The sequence below is a fragment of the Aliiroseovarius sp. genome, from assembly GCF_965228805.1.
Lineage (GTDB): Bacteria > Pseudomonadota > Alphaproteobacteria > Rhodobacterales > Rhodobacteraceae > JASBTN01.
On record NZ_CBDDIE010000003.1, the window covers coordinates 3057602 to 3081790 of the forward strand.

Here is a 24189-nt window from a genome sequence, read left to right on the forward strand (position 1 = left end):
CCCCATGAGCCGCGCATTCGTATTCCCGGGGCAGGGCGCCCAATCGATCGGCATGGGCAAGGCCCTGGCCGAGGCCTATCCGACGGCGAAGGCCGTCTTCGACGAGGTGGATGAGGCCCTTGGCGAGAAGCTTTCGACCCTGATCTGGGAGGGCGATCAGGACGAATTGACCCTGACCCAGAACGCGCAGCCGGCGCTGATGGCGACCTCGCTGGCGGCCATGCGCGCGCTGGAGGCCGAGGGGGTCGAGATCACTGCGGCCAGCTATGTAGCGGGCCATTCGCTGGGCGAATACTCGGCTCTGGCCGCGGCCGGGGCCCTGTCGGTGGCCGACACCGCGCGTTTGCTGCGCACCCGTGGCGAGGCGATGCAGAAAGCCGTTCCGGTGGGCGTGGGCGCGATGGCCGCGCTGCTTGGGCTGGACTTTGAAACCGCCACCGAAGTGGCCTCTCAAGCCTCGCACGACCAGGTCTGCCAGGCCGCCAATGACAATGATCCCGCTCAAGTGGTCGTCTCGGGTCACAAGGAGGCCGTGGAACGCGCGGTCGAGATCGCCAAGGGCAAGGGCGCGCGCCGCGCAGTGCTGCTGCCGGTCAGCGCACCGTTCCACTGCGCGCTGATGCAGCCCGCCGCAGAGGTGATGGCCGAGGCCCTGTCGCATGTAGATATGAACGCGCCGAAGGTGCCGGTGGTGCCAAACGTGCTGGCCCATGCGGAGAACGACCCGACGCTGCTGCGTTCGCTGCTGGTGGATCAGGTCACCGGTTCGGTGCGCTGGCGCGAGAGCGTGGCCTGGATGGCCGAGCAGGGTGTGGACGAGATCTGGGAGATCGGTGCAGGCAAGGCCCTGTCCGGCATGATCCGCCGCATCGCCAAACAGGTGACCTGCCGTGCGGTGGGCACGCCTGAGGATGTCAAAGCCGCTGTGGAAGCGCTGAACGGCTGAACGGCTGAGCGGGACCAAGAATTTTCGAAAATTCTTGCAATTTTCTTCGAAGAAAATTGTCTCCGTCGAAATGTGAGGAAGGAGCAATAAATGTTTGATCTGACTGGAAAGAACGCGCTGATCACCGGCGCCTCGGGCGGCATTGGTGGTGCCATTGCCAAGGCACTGCACGGCGCGGGCGCGACCGTAGCCCTGTCGGGCACCCGGGTTGAGCCGCTGGAAGCGTTGGCCGGTGAGCTGGGCGAGCGCGCCCATGTGCTGCCCTGCAACCTGTCGGATGGCGCCGCCGTTGACGCGCTGCCGAAAGAGGCCGCCGCGGCCATGGGCTCGGTCGATATCCTGGTCAACAATGCGGGCATTACCCGCGACCAGATCTTCATGCGCATGTCGGACGAGGACTGGGCGAGCGTGTTGGAGGTCAACCTGACTTCGACCATGCGCCTGTGCCGCGGCGTGATGCGCGGGATGATGAAGTCGCGCTGGGGCCGCATCGTCAACATCAGCTCGATTGTCGGCGCCACCGGGAACCCAGGCCAGGCGAACTATGCGGCGTCCAAGGCGGGCATGGTCGGCATGTCGAAATCCATCGCCTATGAGGTCGCCAGCCGCGGCATCACCGTGAACTGCGTAGCCCCTGGTTTCATCGCCACCGCGATGACCGACAAGCTGACTGATGAGCAGAAGGACAAGATCAACGTGCAGATCCCGGCGGGCCGCATGGGCTCGGCCGAGGAAATCGCGGCCTCGGTCCTCTATCTGTCCAGCGACCAGGCGGGCTATACCACCGGCACGACGCTGCATGTGAACGGCGGCATGGCGATGATCTGATTGCCACCAACCCCTTGCGGGTTGAAAGCGTTTGCCTAAATGCAACGATATGCTATAGGCGGCGCAGGTTTTGCCCAGGCGCGTTTGTGGCGCGGGGGTATCTCGGCTTAACGCGCGGGAAACTGAGCGGCCCTGAAGGGTCAGACGAAAAGAGGCCAAGCGCCTGATAACTGTGAGGAAATAACATGAGCGACGTCGCAGATCGCGTGAAGAAAATCGTTGTTGAGCACCTGGGTGTGGAAGAGGACAAGGTCACGGAATCGGCCTCGTTCATCGATGACCTGGGCGCCGACAGCCTCGACACCGTCGAGCTGGTGATGGCCTTTGAAGAAGAGTTCGGCATCGAGATCCCGGACGACGCTGCCGAGACCATCCAGACCTTCGGCGATGCGGTCAAGTTCATCTCGGAAGCCTCCTGAGCGCTTCTGAACCGACTTACGGAAAACGGCGTCCCTTGGGGCGCCGTTTTTCGTTTGTGCGCTGGCTGGGCGGCGACATGCCCGGGTGGTCTTTCCGTCTTGCCCCACCCCCGCGCGCCGGGGTATCAAGCTGCGAAGCGAAATGAACCTGGAAAGGGCAGCAGTATGCGTCGAGTGGTCATCACGGGTCTGGGCATGGTCTCTCCGCTGGCAAGCGGGGTCGAGGAAACCTGGGAGCGTATCCTGGCGGGCAAATCGGGCGCGGGCCCGATCACCAAGTTCGATGCGTCGAACGTCACCACCAAATATGCCTGCGAAGTGCCCTATGGCGACGGGTCGGACGGGACGTTCAACCCCGACGATTTCATGGCCCCCAAGGAAGCGCGCAAGGTCGATGAATTCATCCTGTTCGGCATGGCCGCCGCGCAGATGGCCGTTGAGGACTCGGGCTGGGCTCCGGAAGACGAGGAAGGCAAGCTGCGCACCGGCGTGATGATTGGGTCGGGCATCGGCGGGTTGAACTCGATTGCCGACACCGCGGTGCTGATCAAGGAACGCGGTCCGCGTCGCGTTTCGCCCTTCTTCATCCCCGGCTCGCTGATCAACCTGATCTCGGGCCAGGTGTCGATCAAATACGGGTTCAAGGGTCCGAACCACGCGGTGGTCACCGCCTGTTCGACCGGCGCGCATGCCATTGGTGATGCGAGCCGCCTGATCCAATATGGCGACGCCGACGTGATGATCGCCGGTGGCGCCGAGGCCGCGATTGGCGAGATCGGCATCGCGGGTTTCAACGCCTGCAAGGCGCTGTCGACCAAGCGTGCCGATGACCCGCAGGCCGCCAGCCGTCCCTATGACGAGGACCGCGACGGGTTCGTCATGGGTGAAGGCGCCGGGATCGTGGTGCTGGAGGAATATGAACACGCCAAGGCGCGTGGCGCGAAGATCTATGCCGAAGTGCTGGGCTATGGCTTGTCGGGCGACGCCTATCACATCACGGCGCCGGCCGAGGATGGTGACGGCGGCTACCGAGCGATGGAAGCGGCGCTGAAACACGCGGGTCTTGAGCCCTCGGCGGTGGATTACATCAACGCGCACGGCACCTCGACCATGGCCGACACTGTGGAGCTGGGCGCGGTGGAGCGTCTGCTGGGCGATGCGGCCGAAAAGGCCACCATGTCCTCGACCAAATCCTCCATCGGTCACCTGTTGGGCGCTGCTGGCGCGGTCGAGGCCGTGTTCTGTACGCTCGCCATCCGTGACCAGGTCGCGCCGCCGACCATCAACCTGGACAACCCGGCCATCGCGCCGAAACTGTCGCTGGCCGCCAATGCCAAGGAAGAGCGCGAGATCAACGTCGCCCTCTCCAACAGCTTCGGCTTTGGTGGCACGAACGCCTGTCTGGTACTGGGCAAGGTCACCGACTGATGTGGCGCAATATCGCGTCCAACGCGCTGACGCTTTTCGTCGTGATGCTGATCGCGGCGGGGGGCGTCGTGGCCTGGGGCAAGAAGCAATACAGCAACCAGGGACCGCTTGAGGCGGCGATCTGCCTGCGGGTTGCGGGCGGGTCGACCTTTGCCCGTGTGAGCCGCCAGTTGGAGGACGAGGGCGCGATTTCCAACGGGGCGATCTTTCGCATTGGCGTCGAATACAGCGGCAAGTCAAGCCAGTTGAAGGCGGGGTCTTTCCTGGTGCCCGAAGGCGCCTCGATGGAACAGATCGTCGACATCGTCACCCGCGGCGGCGCGTCGACCTGCGGGACCGAAGTGGTCTATCGCATCGGCATCCTGTCGCACGAAGTGCAGGTGCGCGAGTTGGACCCGGCAACGCAGCGTTTTGTGACCAAGGCGGAGTTCACGCCGGGCGACGAAGCGCCTGCGGATTACACCCGCGTGAGGGATCAGGGCGATACGCGTTATCGCATTGCCTTGGCGGAAGGCGCGACCAGCTGGCAGATTGTGGACGCTCTGAACGGGGCGGAATTCCTTGAGGGTGAGGTCGCCGAACTTCCCGCCGAAGGCAGCCTGGCGCCGGACAGCTATGAGGTGCGCCCGGGGGACAACCGCGCGGATGTGATCGCGCGTATGGCCGCCGCTCAGGCCGAACGCCTGGCCGCGGCCTGGGAGGCGCGTGCCGAGGGGCTGCCCTATGCCAACGCCGAAGAAGCGCTGATCATGGCCTCCATCGTCGAAAAGGAAACCGGCCTGGCCGAGGAACGCCGCCAGGTGGCGAGCGTCTTCGTCAACCGCCTGAACCGCGGCATGCGGCTGCAGACGGACCCGACAGTGATCTATGGCATTACCAAGGGGCAGGGCGCCTTGGGCCGAGGTCTTAGGCAAAGCGAGCTGCGCTCGGACACGCCGTGGAACACCTATGTGATCGACGGGCTGCCGCCGACCCCGATTGCCAACCCGGGGCTGGAGGCGATCGAGGCCGCGTTGAACCCGGACGGCACGCCCTACCTGTTCTTCGTGGCGGATGGCACCGGCGGTCACGCCTTTGCGGAAACGCTGGATGAGCACAACCGCAACGTCGCCAAATGGCGTGAGATCGAGGCGGAACGGGCCAATCAATAGGCGTTGCTCGATGGCGAAAGTGTAAAGAAATCATGAACATGTCGGGCGCTCCACTGGGTGCCCGACTTGACAGAGCGCCCGGTCCGATGTAGGACTTGTGGCATGCTAGAAGAGATGGGCAAGCGGCCCCGGGACCCCTCCCGGTGGTCGCTTTTTCATTTCGCTCGTGCGGGAGTCAGCATGAGAGGCAAGAGCACCCATGACTTTGAATACGCCCACAGGGAAGGAGATGGCCCCGGAGGAAATTCTGGAGCTGATCGAACGGCACTTTCTGCGTGCCTTGGCTGCGTTGGACGAGGCGCTGCTGAGGCTCAAGGACGGTGAAAAAGACGGGCCACAGGACGTTGCAAAAACGACCAAGGAAGCCCGCATGGCGATGCAGAGTGTGATTGAAGAAAGGAAACGAGTTGACCAGGCCCGAAAACACGCAACCGGCACATGTGCCGAAGGAGAGCTTGACCTTGACGCAGCACGCGATGAGATCGGGCGCCGATTGGCTGTCCTGCAAGCCGCAGAGCGAGCAGGAAGCCTTTCTGAACGACCTGAGTGACGGCGCGCTGATGGCGCTGCCTTACCTGTTCGAATTCTGGGCCCTGCCGCACCAGTTGCCGCCCGACGGCGACTGGCGCACCTGGGTGATCATGGGCGGGCGCGGTGCGGGCAAGACCCGTGCCGGATCGGAATGGGTCCGTGCCGAGGTCGAGGGGGGCTCCCCCTTGGCCGCCGGCCGTGCAGAACGCATGGCCCTGGTGGGCGAGACCTTCGATCAGGTGCGCGATGTGATGATCTTTGGCGACAGCGGCATCCTGGCCTGTTCGCCGCCTGATCGTCGCCCGGTGTGGGAGGCGTCCAAGCGACGCCTCGTCTGGTCCAACGGCGCCACTGCCCAAGCGTTCTCGGCCCATGAGCCCGAGGCCCTGCGCGGGCCGCAGTTTGATGCGGCCTGGGTCGACGAACTGGGCTGCGCCGCCGTGGACAAGGGCACCAATCAACCCAACAAGTTCCTCGACCCGAAAAGCTCGGAGAGCAGCCTGCCCAAGTTCTCGAACGGGCGGCGTGATGACTATATCCAGCGCCAGTACCTGCGCGCGATGTATGAGTATTGGGGCGACCCGGCCAATAACATCACCGATGTTGAGACCGGCGTGCAGATGATCGACATGTCACGCGCTCATGTCTGGGCATGGGATGCGCGGCCCTTCCCCTGGTTCCCGGGCAATATCGACCTGTGGAGCGATGGGGTGAACTACCCGTTCGGTCACTGGATGAACGGGCGTGCTTCTGCGCGGTCGCTGGGCTCGGTCGTGGGTGAGATCTGCGAACGTTCCGGCGTCACCGACTATGATGTCACCGACTTGCACGGCGTCGTGCGGGGCTATTCGGTCACGTCGATCTCCGGCGCACGCGCGGCACTGCAACCCTTGATGCTGGCCTATGGATTCGAGGCGGCAGAGCGCGAAGGCAAGCTGATCTTCGCCTCTCGCGACGGGCGTACCACCCACGTGTTGGATCCGGAGGCCCTGGCTCTCACCGGCGATCAGGACGTGACCCTGTCTCTGACCCGCGCCCCATCCGCCGACATGGCGGGCCGCGTGCGGCTGAACTATGTCGAGGCGGAAGGGGATTATGAGGTGCGTTCGGCCGAAGCGATCTTCCCTGATGAGGTCAGCCGCGCGGTGTCGCAATCCGAGTTCCCCTTGGTGCTCTTGCAAAGCGAGGGCCAGGCGATCACCGAGCGTTGGCTGGCCGAGGCCCGCGTGGCGCGTGACAGTGCAAGCTTTGCGCTGCCACCCTCCGCCACCGGCATGATGGCCGGCGATGTGGTCGAGATCGAGACCGAGGCCGGCACCGAGATCTACCGCCTGGATCACGTGGAGCAATCCGGCGTGGCCATGGTTAACGCAGTGCGTATCGAACCGGGGCTTTACGAGCCGTCCGATTCCATCGAATTGATGGTGCGCCCGAAACCCTTCGTGCCTGCGGTGCCTGCCTTCCCGCTGTTCATGGACCTGCCTCTGATCACAGGTGACGAGGTTGAACACGCGCCACATCTGGGCGTGGTTTCACAGCCCTGGCCAGGGTCCATCGCGCTTTATTCGGCGGCGCAGGATGCTGGTTATGAGCTCAATACGCTCCTGACCACCAATGCGACCATGGGGGTGACGGAAACCACGCTCTTTGCCGCACGTCACGGGGTGGTGGATCACGGGCCTGCCCTGCGCGTGCGCATGTCGAACGGCACGCTGGATAGCGCCTCTCTGCTGCAGGTTCTGAATGGCGCCAACCTGGCTGCCATCGGCGATGGTACGTCTGAGAACTGGGAGATATTCCAGTTCACCGACGCGATCCTGGTCGAGCAGGGCGTCTATGACCTCACCGGCCGCTTGCGCGGGCAGCTGGGCAGTGACGCGGTGATGCCGGATCAATGGCCGGAGGGCAGCTATGTGGTGCTCCTGAACAATGCCGTGGGGCAGATCCAGCTCAATGCCAACGAACGTGGCCTGGCGCGTCACTATCGCGTCGGTCCCTCCGGGCGCAGCTATGACGACCCGGTCTACCAGCACCGGATCGAGGCCTTCAACGGCATCGGCTTGCGGCCCTATGCGCCGGTTCATCTGGAGGCGGCGGCGAATGGTGGCGACTTGGATGTCAGTTGGATCCGTCGCACCCGATCCGAAGGCGACAGCTGGCAGAATGCCGAGGTGCCCTTGGGCGAAAGCGTGGAAAGCTACCTGGTGCGGGTGCTGGATGGTGAAAGCCTGCTGCGAGAGGAAACGGTGGCCACGCCCGCTTGGACCTACACCGCTGCTGCGCAAAGTGCGGATGCGGTGGGGGCCACGTTCAACATCGACGTGGCGCAGGTGTCGGACCGCTTTGGCCCTGGCCTGTTCCGGCGCCTCACGGTGGGCGCCTGATCATGCGCCCCTTGGGGCACGGAGATCTATCCGCGGCGGGCTGCGCTCTGTTGAGCGTGGCCCCTGCGGCACGTGCGGAGCTGCTCCACCGTATGTTGGCCGAGGCCGAGGCCGCCGATGCCTATCGGCGCGACACCGGGCGGGTGCATCCGCTCTGGGGCAATGGGTCGCTCATGTCGGTCGCCATGGTGCGCCCGCGCAGGCGGGAGCCCTTCCTGGACGATCCGGACTATGCGGCCTGCCTGGCGATGATCTTTGATGCGGTGCTGGAACGGGCGGGGTGAGGCTTGCGCATGGGTTAGTCGAGCAAATGCAGAAAAGTGTCACCCGGAGCGGTGCAGCCGCGACGCGCCTGCATTGACCCTGCAGGCGAAGTTGCAAGCAAATTCTGCCGAGAGGGGCCCCTCCCCGCAGGCGGGCGCATTTCCGACCTATCGACCATTACAGCCGTTCCTGTTGTGGAACGCGCACCACCCCACAGAACCGTTCCCAAGCGCCAACCCAGGGTCGGGCGCGTCACGCTTCCGCCGCAGCGAAAGGTCTGTCCACGCTAAGCTAACCCTGCGCGCAGGAAATGCAGGTGGGCACGGTCGGGTCCAGCTCCAGCCGTTTGGGCGCAATCTCTTCCCCGCAATCGGTGCAATAGCCGAACTCGCCGTCCTCCATCCGGGCAAGGGCGGCGTGGATGCGGATGCGGTGGGCCTCGCGCCGGGCCTGGGTGGCCTTGGCCATGGCTTGGCCCTGCAGCGCGTCCATGCGGCTGAGGCGGCCGACGGATTGCTGGTCCAGCGTCACCACCTTCTGCCCCTCGGCGCCCAGATCATCCTCGTGATCCAGTGCGGCCAGCTCGTCCTCCAACCGCGCGCGAAAGCCTTTCAATTCGCTGTCATTCAAGCCGGAAATCCCTTGCATCACCCTTTGCCATTTGGTTTTGAAAGCCTATCTGGTGTAAAATCACCATTCAACATGCCCCGCCATCTGAAGGAGGCCCCCATGGCCGAAGCGCGCGCAGAGCTGAGAAAACTGGACCCGGTCTGGGACCGGATCACCCGCGAGGCGAAGGAAGTCATCGCCGATGAGCCGCTTCTGGGCGGTCTGATCGGTGCCTGTGTGCTGCATCATAAGACGCTGGAAAAGGCGCTGTCCTACCGGATTGCCGCGAAACTGTCGTCGAACGAGATGTCGATGGTGCTGCTGCGGGAAATCGCGGATGAGGCCTATGCCGACAGCCCGGACCTGGCGGAAGCCGCTCGGGCGGATATCTCGGCCATCCTGGAACGTGACCCGGCCTGCCATCGCATGTTGCAGCCGGTGCTTTACTTCAAGGGATATCAGGCGATGCAGGCCTATCGCCTGTCGCATTACCTGTGGACCCACGGCCGCAAGGATCTGGCCTATTTCATCCAGATGCGCTGCTCGGAAGTCTATGGGATCGACATTCACCCCGGCGCGCGGATCGGCAAGGGGATCATGATCGACCATGCCCATTCCATCGTCATCGGCGAGACCGCGGTGGTCGGTGACAATGTCTCGATGCTGCATTCGGTGACCCTGGGCGGCACCGGCAAGGAAGATGAGGACCGTCATCCGAAGATCGAGGACGGCGTGCTGATCGGCGCGGGCGCCAAGGTGCTGGGCAATATCCGCGTGGGCCACTGCTCGCGTATTGCTGCCGGTTCCGTGGTCTTGAAGGACCTGCCGCCGAATGTGACCGTGGCGGGCGTGCCTGCCAAGATCGTCGGCGAAGCGGGCTGCGACACCCCGTCGGTCGAGATGGATCAGACGCTGGAAGATTGCTTGAAGAAGCAGGTGTAACCCACCTACCTGAAACGAAAAAGGCCCCGGATACTTCCGGGGCCTTCTTTCTGTCTGGAGGTCGGGTCAGGCGAGCATCGCCACCGGGTTTTCCAGGTTGTCCTTGATCGCGTTCAGCAGGTCCGCACCCAGCGCACCGTCGATCACGCGGTGGTCGACCGACATGGTGACCGACATGACGGTGGCCACGGCCAGCTCGCCCTCGGCGTTCACCACCGGTTTCTTCACACCCGCGCCCACGGCGAGGATGCCGGCATGGGGCGGGTTCACGATGGCGTCGAAATTGTCGATGCCATACATGCCCAGGTTCGAGATCGCGAAGCTGCCGCCCTGGTATTCATGCGGGGCCAGCTTGCGGTCGCGGGCACGGCCCGCCAGGTCCTTCATCTCGGCGGACAGCGCGGACAGCGACTTCATGTCAGCATCCTGCAGCACCGGGGTGAACAGCCCGCCTTCGATGGCGACGGCCACAGCCACGTCCGAGGCTTTCATCTGCAACACCCGGTCACCGGCCCAGACCGCATTGGCGTCGGGGAACTGTTGCAGTGCGACGGCGACGGCCTTGATGATGAAGTCATTGACCGACAGCTTCACCCCACGGCCCTCCAACTGCTTGTTCAGCTGGCTGCGGAAAGCCAGCAGCGCGTCCAGTTGGATGTCGCGGCGCAGGTAGAAATGCGGGATGGTCTGCTTGGCTTCCGTGAGGCGTGCGGCAATGGTTTTGCGCATACCGTCCAGGCTGACCTCCTCGAAGGTACGTCCTTCGTACATGCGCGCCACCATGACGGCCGAGGGGCCAGTGGGGGCGGCGGTAGCGGCGGCCGGGGCAGGGGCGGGAGCCGCCGGGGCGGGAGCCGGTGCAGTGGCGGTTGCGCCTTCCACGTCAGCCTTGACGATGCGGCCTTTCGGGCCGGTGCCGTCGATCTGGCTCAAGTCCAGACCCTTGTCGGCAGCGATACGGCGGGCCAGCGGCGAGGCGAAGATGCGGTTGCCGTCGACCGATTGGGGCGCGGCGGGCGCCGGGGCAGTAGCAACGGCAGGGGCGGCTGCGTCGGAGCCTCCTGCGGAGGCCGCCTCCGCCGCCGCGGCAGCAGGCGCTGCCGGAGCCGCGATGTCATCGGCGCTTTCGCCCTCTTCGAGCAGGATCGCGATCGGGCTGTTCACCGCCACGCCTTCCGACCCGTCGGGCACCAGGATCTTGCCGATCACGCCCTCATCGACCGCTTCGAACTCCATCGTCGCCTTGTCGGTCTCGATCTCGGCCAGCAGGTCGCCGGAGGAGACCGTGTCGCCCTCCTTGACCAGCCATTTCGCAAGCGTGCCTTCCTCCATCGTGGGGGACAGGGCGGGCATCAGGATTTCAGTAGCCATTTCTCTGTCTCCTTACCGGTAGGTGACGGCTTTGGCGGCGGCGATCACCTCTTCGGTGGTGATCAGCGCCAGTTTTTCCAGGTTCGCGGCATAGGGCATGGGCACGTCCTTGCCGGTCATGTTCAGGACCGGGGCGTCGAGGTAGTCGAACGCCTGTTCCATCAGCACAGCCGAGATGTGGTTGCCGATCGAGGCGACCGGCCAGCCCTCTTCCACCGTCACGCAGCGGTTGGTTTTCATGACCGAGCGGATCACCGTATCCGTGTCCAGCGGACGCAGGGTGCGCAGGTCGATGACCTCGGCGGAAATCCCGTCCTCGGCCAGCTTGTCGGCGGCCTCCAGCGCGTATTTCATGCCGATGCCGAAGCTCACGATGGTCACATCCGAGCCTTCGCGCCAGATGCGGGCCTTGCCGAAGGGCACGGTGAAGTCATCCATCACCGGCACGTCGAAGCTTTGACCATAGAGCAGCTCGTTTTCCAGGAAGACAACCGGGTTGTCCTCGCGGATCGCGGTCTTCATCAGACCCTTGGCGTCGGCGGCCGAATAGGGCATCGCCACGTGCAGACCGGGGATCTGCGCGTACCAGGCGGCGTAGTCCTGGCTGTGCTGAGCGGCCACGCGGGCGGCGGCGCCGTTCGGACCACGGAAGACGATCGGGCAGGTCATCTGGCCGCCGGACATGTAACGCGTCTTGGCGGCGGTGTTGATGATGTGGTCAATCGCCTGCATGGCGAAGTTGAAGGTCATGAACTCGACGACCGGACGCAGACCGCCCATGGCGGCACCGGCGGCCAGACCCGCGAACCCGTGTTCGGTGATCGGCGTGTCAATCACGCGCTTGGCGCCGAACTCGTCCAGCAGACCTTGCGAGACCTTGTAGGCGCCCTGATATTCGGCGACTTCTTCACCCATCAGGAACACGCTGTCATCCGAGCGCATTTCCTCGGCCATGGCGTCGCGCAGGGCTTCGCGCACGGTGGTCTTGCGCATCTCGGTGCCTTCGGGGATTTCCGGATCTTCCGGCACCACGGTTTCGACCGGCGCCGCCGGGGCGGCCGCAGCGGCGGGGGCGGGAGCCTCGGCGGCAGCGGGTGTGGCGGCCGGGGCCGGGACGGCCACGTCATCGGCGCTTTCGCCTTCCTCGACCAGCACGGCAATCGCCGTGTTGACCTTGACGCCTTCGGTGCCTTCAGCCACCAGGATCTTGCCCATGATGCCTTCGTCCACGGCCTCGAACTCCATCGTGGCCTTGTCGGTTTCGATTTCCGCGATCACGTCGCCGGAGCTGACGGTGTCACCTTCCTTGACCAGCCACTTGGCCAGGGTGCCTTCCTCCATCGTGGGGGAGAGGGCGGGCATGAGAATTTCGGTTGCCATCTTTCGTGTCTCCTCGTTCCGGCGCTCAGGCGTAGATGTCCGTCCACAGTTCTTCGACTGCAGGCAGGGGGCTTTCCTTGGCGAACTCGGCGCTTTCGTTGACGATGGCCTTGATCTCTTTATCAATCGCCTTCAGGTCGTCTTCGGTCGCGTGTTTGCCGTTCAAGAGCAGCGAGCGCACATGTTCGATCGCGTCATGCTCCTCGCGCATCTTCTGCACTTCCTCGCGGGTCCGGTATTTCGCCGGGTCCGACATCGAATGGCCACGGTAGCGATAGGTGTTCATTTCCAGAATGTACGGCCCCTTGCCGGCGCGGCAGTGGTCAGCAGCCTTCTGGCCCGCTTCCTTCACCGCCAGCACGTCCATGCCGTCGACGGCCTCGCCCGGGATGCCGAAGCTGACGCCGCGCTTGTAGAACTCGGGCACGGAGCTCGCGCGTTTCACCGCGGTGCCCATGGCATATTGGTTGTTCTCGATCACATAGACGACGGGCAGCTGCCACAGCTCGGCCATGTTGAAGCTTTCATAGACCTGGCCCTGGTTGGCCGCGCCGTCCCCGAAATAGGTAAAGGTCACGCCGCCGTTTTCGAGATACTTGTCGGCGAAGGCCAGGCCGGTGCCGATCGGCACCTGGGCGCCGACGATGCCGTGGCCGCCGTAGAAATGCGCCTCTTTCGAGAACATGTGCATCGAGCCGCCCTTGCCTTTGGACAAGCCGCCTTCACGCCCGGTCAGCTCGGCCATGACGCCCTTGGGGTCCATGCCACAGGCCAGCATGTGGCCGTGGTCACGGTAGGAGGTCAGGCGCTTGTCGCCTTCCTTCGCCGCGGCTTCCAGCCCGACGACGACCGCTTCCTGACCGATGTAAAGGTGGCAGAAGCCGCCGATCAGTCCCATACCGTACAGTTGGCCGGCCTTTTCCTCGAATCGCCGGATCAGCAACATCTCGCGGTAATAACCGAGCAGCTCTTCCTTGGAAGTGTTTGGTTTCTTGGCGCTTTTACGGGCTGCCATGAAGCGTCCTCCTCTTCGCGTCTGGCGTGTGACAGACAATAGTTTAGCGTTAAACAATCTTATACAGGAGGTGATCCGAAATTTCACCGAAAATTTCCGCAGCGTCACGCAGCGCTGCCATGCGCCAGACGCAACCGTTTGGCGAGCATTGATTTCAAAGGGGATTTTCGGGGTTTGCGGCGCGGATCAGCGCAGCACGACCTCGTCAGAGCGCACCATGCCCAGCACTTCGCGGGCCTGTTGGTCCAGCAGGTCGAGGTCCAGGTAATCGTCCGACAGGCGCAGGGTCTTGTTCGAGAGCGCGTTGATCTCGGCCACCAGACGGTCGCGTTCGCCGCGCAGCACCTCGGCCTCGGCATCGATCTGAATGCGGCGGAACAGGCCATAGTCCCCCTGCACGGAAGCGAAGGTGAAATACAGGCCAAGGCCAATCGCCACCACGAAAAAGATGACGCCACCAAAGCCGGTCTGTCTGCGGGGTCCGCTCATGTCTGCCTCGTTCTTCGCCTCTGTCGGGCGGTTTTGTTTACTATGCCACAGGGGCGGGGTGCTGTGAATCCCAAATCGAATCGTTCCAGAGAAAATCAGGCGGCCAACGCGGGGGAGTGGCGGGGCGGCGCCCGACCCTGGGTGGGCGCTTCGCATCGTTATCCTTATGCAAGTGGCCTGCACCGACCGATCCGTTAGTTGGGTTTGAAACGTTGCAAAGGCGCCCTCCCGTGGGGAGGGTCGGGCGCCGCCCCGCTGCGCGGTGCGAGGGCGGCTCATCTTTGCCGACGCATCACGAGAGCCAGAAAGGAAGGCTCACAAAAAAAGGCGGCCCCGGGTGGGACCGCCTTTCGCGATGTGATTTCGGCTGGGTTTAGCCCGCGACCGAGGCGTCATAGATCGACTGGATCGTGCCCTTGATGGTGCCGTTGAACTCGTCATCCGACTGCTGGGCCGACAGACCCTCGGTCAGGGCGCGCGAGAAGCTGGCGATCATGCCGGTGTTCTGCGACAGGCGCGCGTTGGCCTCGTCACGCGAGTAGCCACCGGACAGGGCGACGACGCGCAGCACGCGCGGGTGGTCGACCAGGGGTTTGTAGAGGTTGGCGGCCTCGGGCAGGGTCAGTTTCAGCATGACCTCCTGACCTTCCTCCAGCGCGTCCAGCTGGGCGGTCAACGCCTCCAGCAGCAGGTCTTCGGTCTCGGCCTTGTCGGCGATCGAAATGGTGACCTCGGGCTCGATGATCGGCACCAGACCGTGGCCCAGGATCTGTTTGCCCACCTCGAACTGCTGGTTCACCACCGCATCCACACCAGCCTTGTTGGCGGCGGAAATGACGGACCGCATCTTGGTCCCGAAAACTCCAGCGGCGACGGCGCGTTCGCAGAGCGCATCGAGCTCGGGCATCGGCTTCATCACCTGGGCGCCGTTTTCCTCGTCCGCCAGGCCCTTGTCGACCTTCAGGAAGGGCACCACGCCGCGGTCGTTCCACATGTAGGTGGCGGTGGGCTTGCCGTCGATCTCGCGGTCCATGGTCATCTCGAACAGGATCGCGCCGACCACCTGGTCACCGGTAAAGGCCGGGGCCTGGGCGATGCGCGAGCGCATGGCGTGGATCAGGTCGAACATCTCGGCATCCGAACCATAGGCGTCTTCCTCGACACCATAGAGGCGCAGCGCCTTGGGGGTCGAGCCGCCCGATTGGTCCAGCGCGGCGATGAAGCCGTTTCCGTCACGAATTTTGGTCAGTTGATCCTGGTTCGGCATCTGAAGTCCCCACGGGTCTGATGTATGGTTTTGCTCAGGCTCTACCGCACGGGGACGCGGGTTTCAATTCCGATGGCGCTAACGGAAAGCCCCGGCAGGGGGGAAAGGGCGGCCGGAACCGCCCCTTTTTCATTTGGTCAGGATCAGCTTGCCGGCGCGGGTAATGGTCAGCGTGTAGACCATGTCATTGAGCACGATATGCGCGTTCTTGCCCTGTTGGGTCAGCTCAAGCGCGTCATGGGTCGGGCGGGTCTGGAAGTCTTCGGTGCGGGCGGGGGCGGTCATTTGCGGCCTCCTTCGATCAGGTCCAGCAGGGTTTCGATGAAAGACATGGGCCTGCTCCTCCTAAAGGGTGAATCGGGTTGGGTGATGACGTCTTGCGGCGGCTGGACAGGCGTAATCTGACAAAAACAGTCAGATAAATCAAGCGGGAAAATAAAAGCCCTGCCGGAGAGGCAGAGCTTTCACGAAAGGTTAATGATTTCAGACAGTTCAGCCTGCCAGAGCCGCGACTCCGGGCAGGGTCTTGCCCTCCATCCATTCGAGGAAGGCGCCCCCGGCAGTGGAAATATAGGTGAAATCATCGCCATGGCCCGAGGCATTGATCGCGGCCACCGTGTCGCCGCCACCGGCGACCGAGGTCAGGGCGCCCGCCCCGGTCTGCGCGGCGACCACGTCGAGCATGGCGAAGGTGCCGGTCTGGAACGGCTCCATCTCGAACACGCCCAGGGGGCCGTTCATGATCAGGGTGCGCGCGTTTTCGATCACGCCCTTGATATAGGCGACGGTCTCGGGGCCGGCGTCGAGGATCATCGCATCAGACGGGCAGGCATCCACAGCGACGGTTTCATTGGCGGCATTTGCGGCAAACTCGCGCGCCACGACGATGTCGCGGGGCAGCACGATTTCGCACCCCGCTTCGGCGGCCTTGGCCAGGATCTCGCGCGCGGTGTCAGCCATCTCATGTTCGGCCAGCGATGTGCCCACATCCACGCCCTGTGCGGCCAGGAAGGTGTTGGCCATGCCGCCGCCGATCACCAGGTGGTTCACCTTGGCGACCAGGTTGCCAAGGAGGTCGAGTTTGGTCGAGACCTTGGCCCCGCCGACAACGGCCACAACCGGACGGTCCGGCGCGCCAAGGGCGGCTTCCAGCGCCGAAAGCTCGGCCTGCATCAGGCGCCCAGCGCAGGAGGGCAGCAGGCGGGCGATGCCCTCGGTCGAGCCATGGGCGCGGTGGGCGGCCGAAAAGGCGTCATTGCAGTAGACATCACCAAGCGCGGCCAGCGAGGCGGCGAACATCGGTTCGTTCTTGGTTTCCTCGGCGTGGTAGCGGGTGTTTTCCAAGAGCAGAACCTGGCCCTGTTCCAGCGCCGACACCGCCTGTTTGGCGGGGGCACCAATGCAGTCTTCGGCAAAGGAAACGGGCAGACCCAGGGCGGCCTCCAGCGCCGGGCGCACGATCTCCAGCGACATGTCCGGCACCCGTTCGCCCTTGGGTCGGCCGAAATGCGCCAGCAGCACCGGCTTGCCGCCCGCCGCGACGATGTCCCTCACCGTCGGCACGATGCGCTGGATGCGGGTGTCGTCGGTGACCTGGCCGTCCTTCACCGGCACGTTGATATCCACGCGGCACAGCACAACCTTGCCGTCCAGCTCCATGTCGTCGAGGGTCTTCCAGGCCATCCGTCGTCTCCCAGGTGTCGTTCGGTCCCCAGACACACCAAAAGCAGGCTCAGGTCAATCTGTCTTCACGGAGGCTCTTTCATCTTGTGACCTTGACGCTTAGGTTGGCGCCAACTGACAGACAAAGGAGAGCCAGATGGCCGACTACAAGGACCCCGAAAACACCATCCTGATGGAGCTGAAGAACGGCACGGTGGTGATCGAGCTGCTGCCCGATATCGCCCCCAAGCACTGCGAACGCATGAAGGAGCTGGCACGCTCGGGTCAGTATGATGGCGTGGTGTTCCACCGTGTGATCGACGGGTTCATGGCGCAGACCGGCGACGTTCAGCACGGCAAGGATGCGGGCAACCTGCGCATGGCGGGCACCGGCGGCTCGGACCTGCCGAACCTGCCTGCCGAGTTCTCGGGCATTCCGCATGACCGCGGCACCCTGGGCGCTGCCCGTTCGCAGAACCCGGATTCGGCCAACAGCCAGTTCTTCATCAACTTCTCGGACAACCACTTCCTGAACCGCCAGTACACGGTTTATGGCCGCGTGACCTCGGGCATGGAGCACGTGGACGCGATCGTGCGTGGCGAGCCGCCCGCGAACCCGGACATGATGGTGTCGGTCAAGGTGGCCGCTGATGGCTAAGGATCGTCTGATTGCCCTGGTGACCTTCCTGTCGGGCGCGGGCCTGGTGGTGGGTTACATGCTCTGGGCGACGTTCTTTTCGACGCCCGCGAGCTTTGACAGCATGGCGGCCAACGCCGCACCGGCCTCGGACGCGGCCAACCCGCGTATCGAGATCATGATCGAGGGCGAAGGCGCCAATGGTGCCGTGGTGCTGGAACTCTTCGCCGATGTGGCGCCGAAACATGTCGAGCAGATCACTGCTTTGGCCGCTGAGGGTCAGTATGACAACGTGGTCTTTCACCGCGTGATCGACGGGTTCATGGCGCAGACCGGTGATGTGCAGTTCGGCAAGCTGGGCGGTGACATGCGCATGGCGGGGCGGGGCGGTTCCGACCGTGCGGACCTGCCCGCCGAATTTTCCGAGATCCCCTTCGATGCGGGCATCGTCGGCATGGCGCGGTCGCAAAGCCCCGACAGCGCCAACAGCCAGTTCTTCATCATGTTCGACGCGGGCCATTTCCTGAATGGCGACTATACCGTTGTCGGCAAGGTGGTTGACGGCATGGATGTGGTGAACGCAATCAAACGCGGCACCGGCGGCAATGGCGCGGTCATTGGCCAGCCCGATGTGATGAAGACCGTGCGCGTGAAAGAGGCTCCCGCCGAATAGGCGCCACACGGTCGATCAAAGAGCTGTGAAAGGGGGTGGCATTGCTGCCCCCTTTTCTGTTTCGATCCGAGAAACAGTCGCCGGACGTTCCACAGGAGGTTTCCATGCGCATTGCCCTGACCGCTCTTCTGATCGCCGCAGGCCTGATGGCCGAGGCGCGTATGCCCGAAGCTGAGGGTGCCGCGCCGACTCCGTACAAGGCGATGATCCTCCCCGCTGCGCTGCATCTGCTGAGCCGGGACAAGGACTGCAACCCGGTTTGGGACGTCTGAGGTGCGGGTCCTGCGCCTCGCCGCCCTGATTGGTGCCCTCGTCCTGCCTGTTGTGCCTGCTGCGGCCGATCCGAGCTTCTGGCGCCATGAATGGCCCAACACGGATTTCACCAGAACCTCAATCGACAATTGGAAAGAGATCCTGTCAGGTGGCCCGCCCAAGGATGGCATCCCGTCGATCCAGGATCCCGAGATGGTGGCCGCCTCTGGCGAAAACCGCATCGCCCCGCGGGAGCCCGTGATAACCTTGGAGCTGCCCGGCCAGACCCCGCGCGCCTATCCAATCCGCTATCTGACCTGGCATGAGATCGTGAATGACGAGGTAGGCGATGTGCCGGTCGCGGTGACCTTCTGCCCGCTCTGCAACTCCGGCATTGTCTTCGACCGGCGCGTGGACGAAGGCGTGTTGAGTTTCGGCGTGTCCGGAAAGCTTAGGAACTCGGACATGGTCATGTATGACCGTGAGACCGAGAGCTGGTGGCAGCAGGCCATCGGCATGGGCATTGTCGGCCATTTCACCGGGCGTGAACTGGTGCAGCTGCCCAGTTGGATGGAAAGCTGGGCCGAGTTCACCCAGCGCAATCCGGACGGGCTGGTGATGGAGCAGCCCAGTTACCCGCGCAGCTACGGGCGCAATCCCTATGTGAGCTATGACAGCTCGCACCGGCCGTTCCTGTATAGCGGCGAGTTGCCGCCCCACGATATTCCCGCGCTTGAACGTGTGGTGCGCGTTGGCAATCGCGCCTGGCCGCTGACCCGCCTGGCAGATCTGGGCGAGGTGCGTGAAGCCGGTTTGGTGATCTCATGGGGGGCCGGTCAGGCCTCCGCGCTCGATAGCGGGCGGATTGCCAAGGGGCGTGACGTCGGTACGATCCGGGTGCGCGATGCGTCAGGCAAGGATGTGCCCCATGACGTCATGTTCGCCTTCGCCTTCCACGCCTTCTTCCCGGACGGGACCTGGATGTTGGGCGGTTGATGTTACCGAATTGAGTGCCTTCGGCACGCTCTATTTTTGGGATTGGGGGCGCTGCCCCATCGCGCTGCGCGCTCCCCCCGAGATATTTATGGCAAGAAAAAGAGACAGGGCGCCGGTTGAGGGCGCCCTGTCTTGTCTTGATGGAGGCTCAGTTGCCGCGCCGGTGGGTGAACATGGCGGCTGTTTCGGCCGCGCGGCGGATCGCCTTGGACTTGTTCACCGTTTCCACGAACTCGGCTTCGGGGTCGCTATCGAAGACCACGCCGCCGCCGGCCTGGATGTAGAGCTTTTCATCCTGCACCACCGCCGTGCGCAACGCGATGCACATGTCCATGTCGCCACCCGCGCTGAAATAGCCGACCCCGCCGCCATAGACGCCGCGTTTTTCCGGTTCCAGCTCGTCGATGATCTCCATCGCGCGCACTTTCGGGGCGCCCGACACGGTGCCCGCGGGCATGCCGGCAAAGAAGGCCGACAGCGCGTCCTGGTCGTCGCTGAGTTCACCCACCACGTTCGAGACGATATGCATCACGTGGCTATAGCGTTCGATGATGAACTCTTCGGTCGGGCGCACGGTGCCGATCTTGGACACTTTTCCGGTGTCGTTGCGGCCCAGGTCCAGCAGCATCAGGTGTTCGGCCAGTTCCTTCTGATCCGCGAGCAGATCGGCCTCCAGCGCCTTGTCCTCTTCCGGCGTGGCGCCGCGTGGGCGGGTGCCAGCGATCGGGCGGATGGTGACCTCGCGGTCGAACACGCGCACCAGGATCTCGGGGCTGGCACCGATTACCTGGAAGCCGCCGAAGTTGAAATAGAACATGAAGGGCGAGGGGTTGGTGCGCCGCAGGCTGCGGTAGAGCGCAAACGGGGGCAGGGGGAAATCCTGCGTCCAGCGCTGGCTGGGCACGACCTGAAAGATGTCGCCCGCGCGGATGTATTCCTTGGCCTTCTCGACCGCCGCCAGATAGTCGGGCTTGGCGAAGTTCGAGACCGGTTCGCCCAGCTCCATCGCCTCGCCCAGGTCACGGCTTTCGCCGGTGGCGGCGCGTTCCAGATCACGCAGCGCGTCCATGACACGTTCGGCGGCCTGGGCATAGGCGGCCTTGGCCGACAGGCCCGAGCCCACGAAAGCAGGCGCCACCAGCGTCACCTCGCCCTTGACCCCATCCAACACCGCCACCACGGACGGACGCAGCATCAGCGCATCGGGCAGGCCCAGGGGATCGGGGTTCACATCGGGCAAGTGTTCGACCAGCCGGATCATGTCGTAGCCCAGATAGCCGAACAGACCGGCGGCTGCGCCGGGCAGGTCGTCGGGCAGGTCGATCTCGCTCTCGGCGATCACCTGACGCAGCGTGTCCAGAGGGTGGCCGTCCATTGTCTGGAACCCATCCGGGTCGAACCGCGCCTGGCGGTTGATGCGGCTTTCCTCGCCCCGGCATTCCCAGATCAGATCGGGTTTCATGCCGACGATGGAATAGCGCCCGCGGACCTCGCCGCCGGTGACGCTTTCCAGCATGAAGCTGTCCTTGCGCGCCTCGGTCAGCTTCATCATCAGGCTGACGGGCGTGTCCAGATCCGCGGCCAGGCGGGTATAGACCACCTGGTTCTTTCCCGCAGTCCAACCGGCTTCGAACGCGTCGAAGGAGGGGGTGAGGGCCATGGGAAACTCCTTAGGGGAACTGGGCGTTCACCGCGTCGATCACGGCGCGGTTCAGGGTGATGCCAGCCTCGCTCTGCAGCGCGTTGGCAAAGGCGATTTCGATGTCGGTGCCCAGCTCCTGAGCCAGACGCTCGTTGAAGGCCTGCTTGACCAGCAGAGCGTCCTCGGTGGTCTGATCGGCGGCGGTGATCGCATCCAGATGCACCAGGATCACCCCATCGAAGCCAGGCACGACACGCCAGTCGCCGCTCTCCATCTCGAACACCGCAGCCAGCAGGTCGCGCGGGGCCTCCGAGACGACATCCCCCCGGGTCAGGCCGGTTTCCACAACTTCGGTCAAGCCCTTGGCGTTGGGGCCGGTGGTGTCGTCGAACTCGTCCAGCAGCGCCTCGGCCTGCAGGGTCAAAAGGCGCATTTCTTCGCCTGCGGTCCAGCCATCCACGGCCACTTGGCGCGCCTCGTCCAGAGATTGTACGCGGGGCGCGTCGATCTGATCGGCGCGCAGGGCGAAGAGGCCACCATCGGACATCAAGGTGATCTGCGGGAAGTCCGAGGTGGTGACGCCGGTCGCGGCCTCGCGGAAGCTGTCATAGGCCGCGATTCCGTCCGAGCTGCCCTGCGTCCAGGCGAGCGTGCCGAGGGTCATGCCGTAATCGGCCTCCAGCTCTTCCAGTGTTGCGCCACCGGCCATGATCTCGTCCAGCTCGGGGATCAGCGCTTCGATCTGACGGCGGGCGGCATCGGCGGCGTATTCGCCCTGAAGCTCTTCGCGGGCGTCTTCGAAGCTGGTGATCTGTTCGGGTAGCACCGCGTTCATGCGGTAGAGCGCCGGACCCAGCGCGCTGTCGATGGGGCCCGCGACGCTGCCGGGCTCGGTCAGGGCAAAGACGGCTTCTCCGGCGGCGCCAAGGGCGGCCTGGGTCACGTCGCCCATGTCGGTGTCGGCCAGCGCCAACCCGCGTTCCTCGACCAGGGCGGGGAAGTCGATTTCCCCGGCGGTCAGGCGGTCGGCGGCGGACTGGGCTTCCTCGGCGGTGCCGAAGACCAGGCGTTCGACCAGGCGGCGCTCGGGCACCTGATATTCCTCGGCGCGTTCGTCATAAAGCGCGCGCAGCTCGCCCTCGGCCACCTCGATGGTGGGGATCACCGCCTCGGGGTCCAGCCAGACATAGGTCAGCTGTTTGGTTTCGGGCAGGGTGAAGGGGGCCGGGTTGGCCTCGTACCAGGCGGTCAGCTGCTCCTCGGTGGGCTCAGCCGCCGGGGTTTCCAGCTTGTCCAGCCCCAGGGGTGACCAGGTAAAACTGCGCTCTTCCCGCGCATGGGCATAGAGCGCATCGGTATAGGCGGGCTGCGGCACCACGCCGCGCTGCACCGCCATGCGCACGATGGAGACCGCGGTTTCGACCCGCAGCTCGCCTTCGAATTCGGCGGCTGTCAGCCCGCTCTGCTGCAGGGCGAAATCATAGTTCTGGCGGTCGAAGTTGCCATCCACGCCCTTGAAGGCATCGATCAGAACCACTTGGTCGCGCACGGCCTGGTCGCCGACCGACAGGCCCAGGCGCGCGGTCTCGTTTTCCAGCGCGACGGTGGCGATGATGCGGCCCAGGACCTGCTGGTCCAGCCCGAACAGCCGTGCCTGTTCCATGGTGAAGCGCTGGCCGGTCTCGGCCTCGATTGCGCGGAACTCGGCGTTCAGCTCGCGGAAGTAACGGTTCGCGTCAACCTCGGTGTCGCCCACCGTCCCGATGGTCCCGCGGGAGCTGCCGAAATTCGTGGCGCCGAAGCCCACCAGACCCACCATGACAAGACCCATGAGGATCCATCCCAGCGTGCGCGAAACCTGTTTGGCGGCCATGATCCGTCCTTTCCGTTAGCGATCCTGCTGGTTTTACGTTGCGGGCCCCGGATTGCCAAGCGTCTGAGGGGGATTTCAGGGGGTATTTTCTGCGGTGAAACGCGCCAGCCGTTCCGCCAGGGTGGCAATGCCCGCCCGGTCGATATTGGCAAAGGCGATGCGCAGCTGTTTCGCGCCCGCCGGATCGCCCTCGGGCATGAACATGGAGCCGGGCAGGGCCAAGACCGACGCGTCCGTCACCAGCCGCTGGCACAGTGCTTCTGAGGCCATGTCGAACGGGTGTTCCACATAGGCGAAATAGGCGCCGCAGCCCAGGATGCGCCAGCCGGGCAGGGGGGCGAAATGTTCCTCAACTGCGGCACGCCGGTCGAGGATCTCCAGCCGCTCACCGCCGACCCAATCGGCCAAGTGCCGCATGCCCCAAAGCGCTGCGTGCTGGCCCAGCTGCGCGGGGCAGATGGTGACGGTGTCCAGAAACTTTTCCACCTCCGCCAGGCGGGCAGGGCTCGCCACCATGGCGCCGACCCGGTGGCCGGTCAGACGATAGGCCTTCGAGAAGGAATAGAGCTGGACAAGGTTGTCCTGCCAATCTGGCGTCATGAACAGGTCATGCGGCGCCTGCTCGCGGCTGTCGAAGTCGCGGTAGGTCTCGTCGAGGATCAGCACGATCCCGTGGGCCTGGGCGAGGCTGAAGAACGCGCGCACCAGGCTGGCCGGGTATTCCACCCCGCCCGGGTTGTTCGGTGTGACCAGAGAAATGGCGCGGGTGCGCGGGGTGATCAGCGCCTCGGCCGCCTGCGGGTCGGGCAGCAGGTCATCGCCGGTCGCCAGCGGCACGGCTTTGATCCCACCCATGTCGAGCCACATTTTATGATTGAAATACCAAGGGGTTGGCAGGATGACCTCATCCCCGGGCGCAGCGATGGTGGCCATGGTGGCGGCAAAGGCCTGGTTGCAGCCGGAGGTGATCGCGACGTTTTCAAAGGCGATCTCGCCGCCATAGGCTGCCGCCCATTGATGCGCCACCTCGGCGCGCAGGTCGGGTAGGCCCAGGACGGGACCGTAGAGGTGCGCGCTGTCCTCGTTCAGGGCAGCGTCGGCAATGGCCTTGCGCAGCTCCGGGTGCGGCGGGTCCACCGGGGCCGCCTGGCTGACGTTGATCAGCGGGCGGTTGGCGGGGAAAGTGACGCCCTTGATCCAGCGCCGCGCTTCCATGACGGGCGGGGGCGTGGTGGCCTGGATGTTCGGGTTGAAGACGGGCATTGCGGGTGGTCCTGTATTTGCGTTTTGCGTGACGCTAACAGGGCGGAGGCTGCGGGGCCAGCCCCCCAGACCACGGGAAAGCTGGGGGGCTAGCCCCCCAGACCACGGGAAAGCTGGGGGGCCAGCCCCCCAGACCCCCCGGGATATTTTCAGAAAGATGAAAGAGG

24 protein-coding genes are annotated in these 24189 nt (G+C 64.4%); 13 read left to right on the forward strand and 11 right to left on the reverse strand.

What is annotated here, in order from left to right:
* Nucleotides 1-4 precede the first annotated feature (4 nt).
* The 8 genes from fabD (at nt 5) to ACO07D_RS16150 (ending at nt 7971) form a co-directional block, all read left to right on the forward strand.
* The gene (gene fabD / locus ACO07D_RS16115) at nt 5-946 is read left to right on the forward strand and encodes an ACP S-malonyltransferase (protein ID WP_421703956.1); all 942 of its coding nucleotides are present in this window, start codon (nt 5-7) and stop codon (nt 944-946) included.
* 90 nt (nt 947-1036) lie between these two features.
* Nucleotides 1037-1774 carry a 3-oxoacyl-[acyl-carrier-protein] reductase gene (fabG, locus tag ACO07D_RS16120; RefSeq protein ID WP_421703957.1) on the forward strand — a complete coding sequence of 246 codons (738 nt, stop codon included), beginning with the start codon at nt 1037-1039 and terminating at the stop codon, nt 1772-1774.
* Between the two features lie 185 nt (nt 1775-1959).
* Nucleotides 1960-2193, forward strand: a complete 234-nt coding sequence (locus ACO07D_RS16125) for an acyl carrier protein (RefSeq protein WP_005645147.1) — start codon at nt 1960-1962, stop codon at nt 2191-2193.
* A gap of 165 nt (nt 2194-2358) precedes the next feature.
* Nucleotides 2359-3621, forward strand: a complete 1263-nt coding sequence (gene fabF, locus ACO07D_RS16130) for a beta-ketoacyl-ACP synthase II (RefSeq protein WP_421703958.1) — start codon at nt 2359-2361, stop codon at nt 3619-3621.
* Nucleotides 3621-4772: an endolytic transglycosylase MltG gene (gene mltG / locus ACO07D_RS16135; protein ID WP_421703959.1), complete on the forward strand. Its 1152-nt coding sequence runs from the start codon at nt 3621-3623 to the stop codon at nt 4770-4772. Before fabF ends, mltG begins: the two co-directional genes overlap by 1 nt.
* Before the next feature lie 199 nt (nt 4773-4971).
* Nucleotides 4972-5322 carry a hypothetical protein gene (locus ACO07D_RS16140; RefSeq protein WP_421703960.1) on the forward strand — a complete coding sequence of 117 codons (351 nt, stop codon included), beginning with the start codon at nt 4972-4974 and terminating at the stop codon, nt 5320-5322.
* A complete protein-coding gene (locus ACO07D_RS16145) occupies nt 5249-7687 on the forward strand; it encodes a phage tail protein (RefSeq protein ID WP_421703961.1) in 2439 nt (812 codons plus the stop codon). The genes ACO07D_RS16140 and ACO07D_RS16145 overlap by 74 nt, the downstream gene beginning before the upstream one ends.
* 50 nt (nt 7688-7737) lie before the next feature.
* Nucleotides 7738-7971, forward strand: coding sequence for a hypothetical protein (locus tag ACO07D_RS16150; protein WP_421703962.1), 234 nt, complete (start codon nt 7738-7740; stop codon nt 7969-7971).
* Between the two features lie 271 nt (nt 7972-8242).
* On the opposite strand, the gene ACO07D_RS16155 is transcribed toward ACO07D_RS16150, so the two are convergent.
* On the reverse strand, nt 8243-8581 hold the full coding sequence (locus tag ACO07D_RS16155) for a TraR/DksA family transcriptional regulator (RefSeq protein ID WP_421703963.1): 339 nt from the start codon (nt 8579-8581) through the stop codon (nt 8243-8245).
* Between the two features lie 99 nt (nt 8582-8680).
* Here ACO07D_RS16155 and cysE point away from each other — a divergent pair, with 99 nt between their 5' ends.
* Nucleotides 8681-9502, forward strand: coding sequence for a serine O-acetyltransferase (gene cysE / locus ACO07D_RS16160; RefSeq protein ID WP_421703964.1), 822 nt, complete (start codon nt 8681-8683; stop codon nt 9500-9502).
* 66 nt (nt 9503-9568) lie between these two features.
* On the opposite strand, the gene ACO07D_RS16165 is transcribed toward cysE, so the two are convergent.
* The 7 genes from ACO07D_RS16165 to ACO07D_RS16195 all read right to left on the reverse strand — a co-directional run bounded on the left by ACO07D_RS16165 (nt 9569) and on the right by ACO07D_RS16195 (nt 16707).
* Nucleotides 9569-10873 (reverse strand): pyruvate dehydrogenase complex dihydrolipoamide acetyltransferase, encoded by a 1305-nt coding sequence (locus ACO07D_RS16165; RefSeq protein WP_421703965.1) that lies wholly within the window; start codon nt 10871-10873, stop codon nt 9569-9571.
* Between the two features lie 12 nt (nt 10874-10885).
* On the reverse strand, nt 10886-12253 hold the full coding sequence (locus ACO07D_RS16170; protein ID WP_421703966.1) for a pyruvate dehydrogenase complex E1 component subunit beta: 1368 nt from the start codon (nt 12251-12253) through the stop codon (nt 10886-10888).
* A 25-nt stretch (nt 12254-12278) separates the two neighbouring features.
* Complete coding sequence (gene pdhA / locus ACO07D_RS16175) at nt 12279-13268, reverse strand: pyruvate dehydrogenase (acetyl-transferring) E1 component subunit alpha (RefSeq protein ID WP_421703967.1); 990 nt, start codon at nt 13266-13268, stop codon at nt 12279-12281.
* Nucleotides 13269-13454: 186 nt separating this feature from the next.
* Nucleotides 13455-13757, reverse strand: a complete 303-nt coding sequence (locus tag ACO07D_RS16180) for an FtsB family cell division protein (protein WP_421703968.1) — start codon at nt 13755-13757, stop codon at nt 13455-13457.
* Between the two features lie 373 nt (nt 13758-14130).
* Nucleotides 14131-15024: a fructose bisphosphate aldolase gene (locus ACO07D_RS16185; RefSeq protein WP_421703969.1), complete on the reverse strand. Its 894-nt coding sequence runs from the start codon at nt 15022-15024 to the stop codon at nt 14131-14133.
* Between the two features lie 129 nt (nt 15025-15153).
* Complete coding sequence (gene hemP, locus ACO07D_RS16190) at nt 15154-15309, reverse strand: hemin uptake protein HemP (RefSeq protein WP_421703970.1); 156 nt, start codon at nt 15307-15309, stop codon at nt 15154-15156.
* A 207-nt stretch (nt 15310-15516) separates the two neighbouring features.
* The gene (locus ACO07D_RS16195; RefSeq protein ID WP_421703971.1) at nt 15517-16707 is read right to left on the reverse strand and encodes a phosphoglycerate kinase; all 1191 of its coding nucleotides are present in this window, start codon (nt 16705-16707) and stop codon (nt 15517-15519) included.
* 136 nt (nt 16708-16843) lie between these two features.
* Between ACO07D_RS16195 and ACO07D_RS16200 the strand changes: the two genes are divergently transcribed.
* The 4 genes from ACO07D_RS16200 to ACO07D_RS16215 all read left to right on the forward strand — a co-directional run bounded on the left by ACO07D_RS16200 (nt 16844) and on the right by ACO07D_RS16215 (nt 19244).
* Nucleotides 16844-17344, forward strand: a complete 501-nt coding sequence (locus ACO07D_RS16200; RefSeq protein WP_421703972.1) for a peptidylprolyl isomerase — start codon at nt 16844-16846, stop codon at nt 17342-17344.
* 103 nt (nt 17345-17447) lie between these two features.
* Nucleotides 17448-17996 carry a peptidylprolyl isomerase gene (locus ACO07D_RS16205; RefSeq protein ID WP_421705052.1) on the forward strand — a complete coding sequence of 183 codons (549 nt, stop codon included), beginning with the start codon at nt 17448-17450 and terminating at the stop codon, nt 17994-17996.
* Between the two features lie 104 nt (nt 17997-18100).
* The gene (locus tag ACO07D_RS16210; RefSeq protein ID WP_421703973.1) at nt 18101-18268 is read left to right on the forward strand and encodes a hypothetical protein; all 168 of its coding nucleotides are present in this window, start codon (nt 18101-18103) and stop codon (nt 18266-18268) included.
* Between the two features lie 10 nt (nt 18269-18278).
* On the forward strand, nt 18279-19244 hold the full coding sequence (locus tag ACO07D_RS16215) for a DUF3179 domain-containing protein (RefSeq protein ID WP_421705053.1): 966 nt from the start codon (nt 18279-18281) through the stop codon (nt 19242-19244).
* A gap of 148 nt (nt 19245-19392) precedes the next feature.
* Here ACO07D_RS16215 and trpE read toward each other — a convergent pair whose 3' ends face one another.
* The 3 genes from trpE to ACO07D_RS16230 form a co-directional block, all read right to left on the reverse strand.
* On the reverse strand, nt 19393-20904 hold the full coding sequence (gene trpE / locus ACO07D_RS16220) for an anthranilate synthase component I (RefSeq protein ID WP_421703974.1): 1512 nt from the start codon (nt 20902-20904) through the stop codon (nt 19393-19395).
* 10 nt (nt 20905-20914) lie between these two features.
* A complete protein-coding gene (locus tag ACO07D_RS16225; protein ID WP_421703975.1) occupies nt 20915-22759 on the reverse strand; it encodes a peptidyl-prolyl cis-trans isomerase in 1845 nt (614 codons plus the stop codon).
* A gap of 75 nt (nt 22760-22834) precedes the next feature.
* The gene (locus ACO07D_RS16230) at nt 22835-24022 is read right to left on the reverse strand and encodes an aminotransferase (protein WP_421703976.1); all 1188 of its coding nucleotides are present in this window, start codon (nt 24020-24022) and stop codon (nt 22835-22837) included.
* Nucleotides 24023-24189: the final 167 nt, after the last annotated feature.

Excerpts from the sequence above, each read along its gene's own strand:
- fabD (WP_421703956.1), top strand. The coding sequence starts at position 5 with ATGAGCCGCGCATTCGTATTCCCGGGGCAGGGCGCCCAATCGATCGGC.
- fabG (WP_421703957.1), top strand. The coding sequence starts at position 1,037 with ATGTTTGATCTGACTGGAAAGAACGCGCTGATCACCGGCGCCTCGGGC.
- ACO07D_RS16125 (WP_005645147.1), top strand. The coding sequence starts at position 1,960 with ATGAGCGACGTCGCAGATCGCGTGAAGAAAATCGTTGTTGAGCACCTG.
- fabF (WP_421703958.1), top strand. The coding sequence starts at position 2,359 with ATGCGTCGAGTGGTCATCACGGGTCTGGGCATGGTCTCTCCGCTGGCA.
- mltG (WP_421703959.1), top strand. The coding sequence starts at position 3,621 with ATGTGGCGCAATATCGCGTCCAACGCGCTGACGCTTTTCGTCGTGATG.
- ACO07D_RS16140 (WP_421703960.1), top strand. The coding sequence starts at position 4,972 with ATGACTTTGAATACGCCCACAGGGAAGGAGATGGCCCCGGAGGAAATT.
- ACO07D_RS16145 (WP_421703961.1), top strand. The coding sequence starts at position 5,249 with ATGAGATCGGGCGCCGATTGGCTGTCCTGCAAGCCGCAGAGCGAGCAG.
- cysE (WP_421703964.1), top strand. The coding sequence starts at position 8,681 with ATGGCCGAAGCGCGCGCAGAGCTGAGAAAACTGGACCCGGTCTGGGAC.
- ACO07D_RS16165 (WP_421703965.1), bottom strand. The coding sequence starts at position 10,873 with ATGGCTACTGAAATCCTGATGCCCGCCCTGTCCCCCACGATGGAGGAA.
- ACO07D_RS16170 (WP_421703966.1), bottom strand. The coding sequence starts at position 12,253 with ATGGCAACCGAAATTCTCATGCCCGCCCTCTCCCCCACGATGGAGGAA.
- pdhA (WP_421703967.1), bottom strand. The coding sequence starts at position 13,268 with ATGGCAGCCCGTAAAAGCGCCAAGAAACCAAACACTTCCAAGGAAGAG.
- ACO07D_RS16180 (WP_421703968.1), bottom strand. The coding sequence starts at position 13,757 with ATGAGCGGACCCCGCAGACAGACCGGCTTTGGTGGCGTCATCTTTTTC.
- ACO07D_RS16185 (WP_421703969.1), bottom strand. The coding sequence starts at position 15,024 with ATGCCGAACCAGGATCAACTGACCAAAATTCGTGACGGAAACGGCTTC.
- hemP (WP_421703970.1), bottom strand. The coding sequence starts at position 15,309 with ATGACCGCCCCCGCCCGCACCGAAGACTTCCAGACCCGCCCGACCCAT.
- ACO07D_RS16195 (WP_421703971.1), bottom strand. The coding sequence starts at position 16,707 with ATGGCCTGGAAGACCCTCGACGACATGGAGCTGGACGGCAAGGTTGTG.
- ACO07D_RS16200 (WP_421703972.1), top strand. The coding sequence starts at position 16,844 with ATGGCCGACTACAAGGACCCCGAAAACACCATCCTGATGGAGCTGAAG.
- ACO07D_RS16205 (WP_421705052.1), top strand. The coding sequence starts at position 17,448 with ATGGCGGCCAACGCCGCACCGGCCTCGGACGCGGCCAACCCGCGTATC.
- ACO07D_RS16210 (WP_421703973.1), top strand. The coding sequence starts at position 18,101 with ATGCGCATTGCCCTGACCGCTCTTCTGATCGCCGCAGGCCTGATGGCC.
- trpE (WP_421703974.1), bottom strand. The coding sequence starts at position 20,904 with ATGGCCCTCACCCCCTCCTTCGACGCGTTCGAAGCCGGTTGGACTGCG.
- ACO07D_RS16225 (WP_421703975.1), bottom strand. The coding sequence starts at position 22,759 with ATGGCCGCCAAACAGGTTTCGCGCACGCTGGGATGGATCCTCATGGGT.
- ACO07D_RS16230 (WP_421703976.1), bottom strand. The coding sequence starts at position 24,022 with ATGCCCGTCTTCAACCCGAACATCCAGGCCACCACGCCCCCGCCCGTC.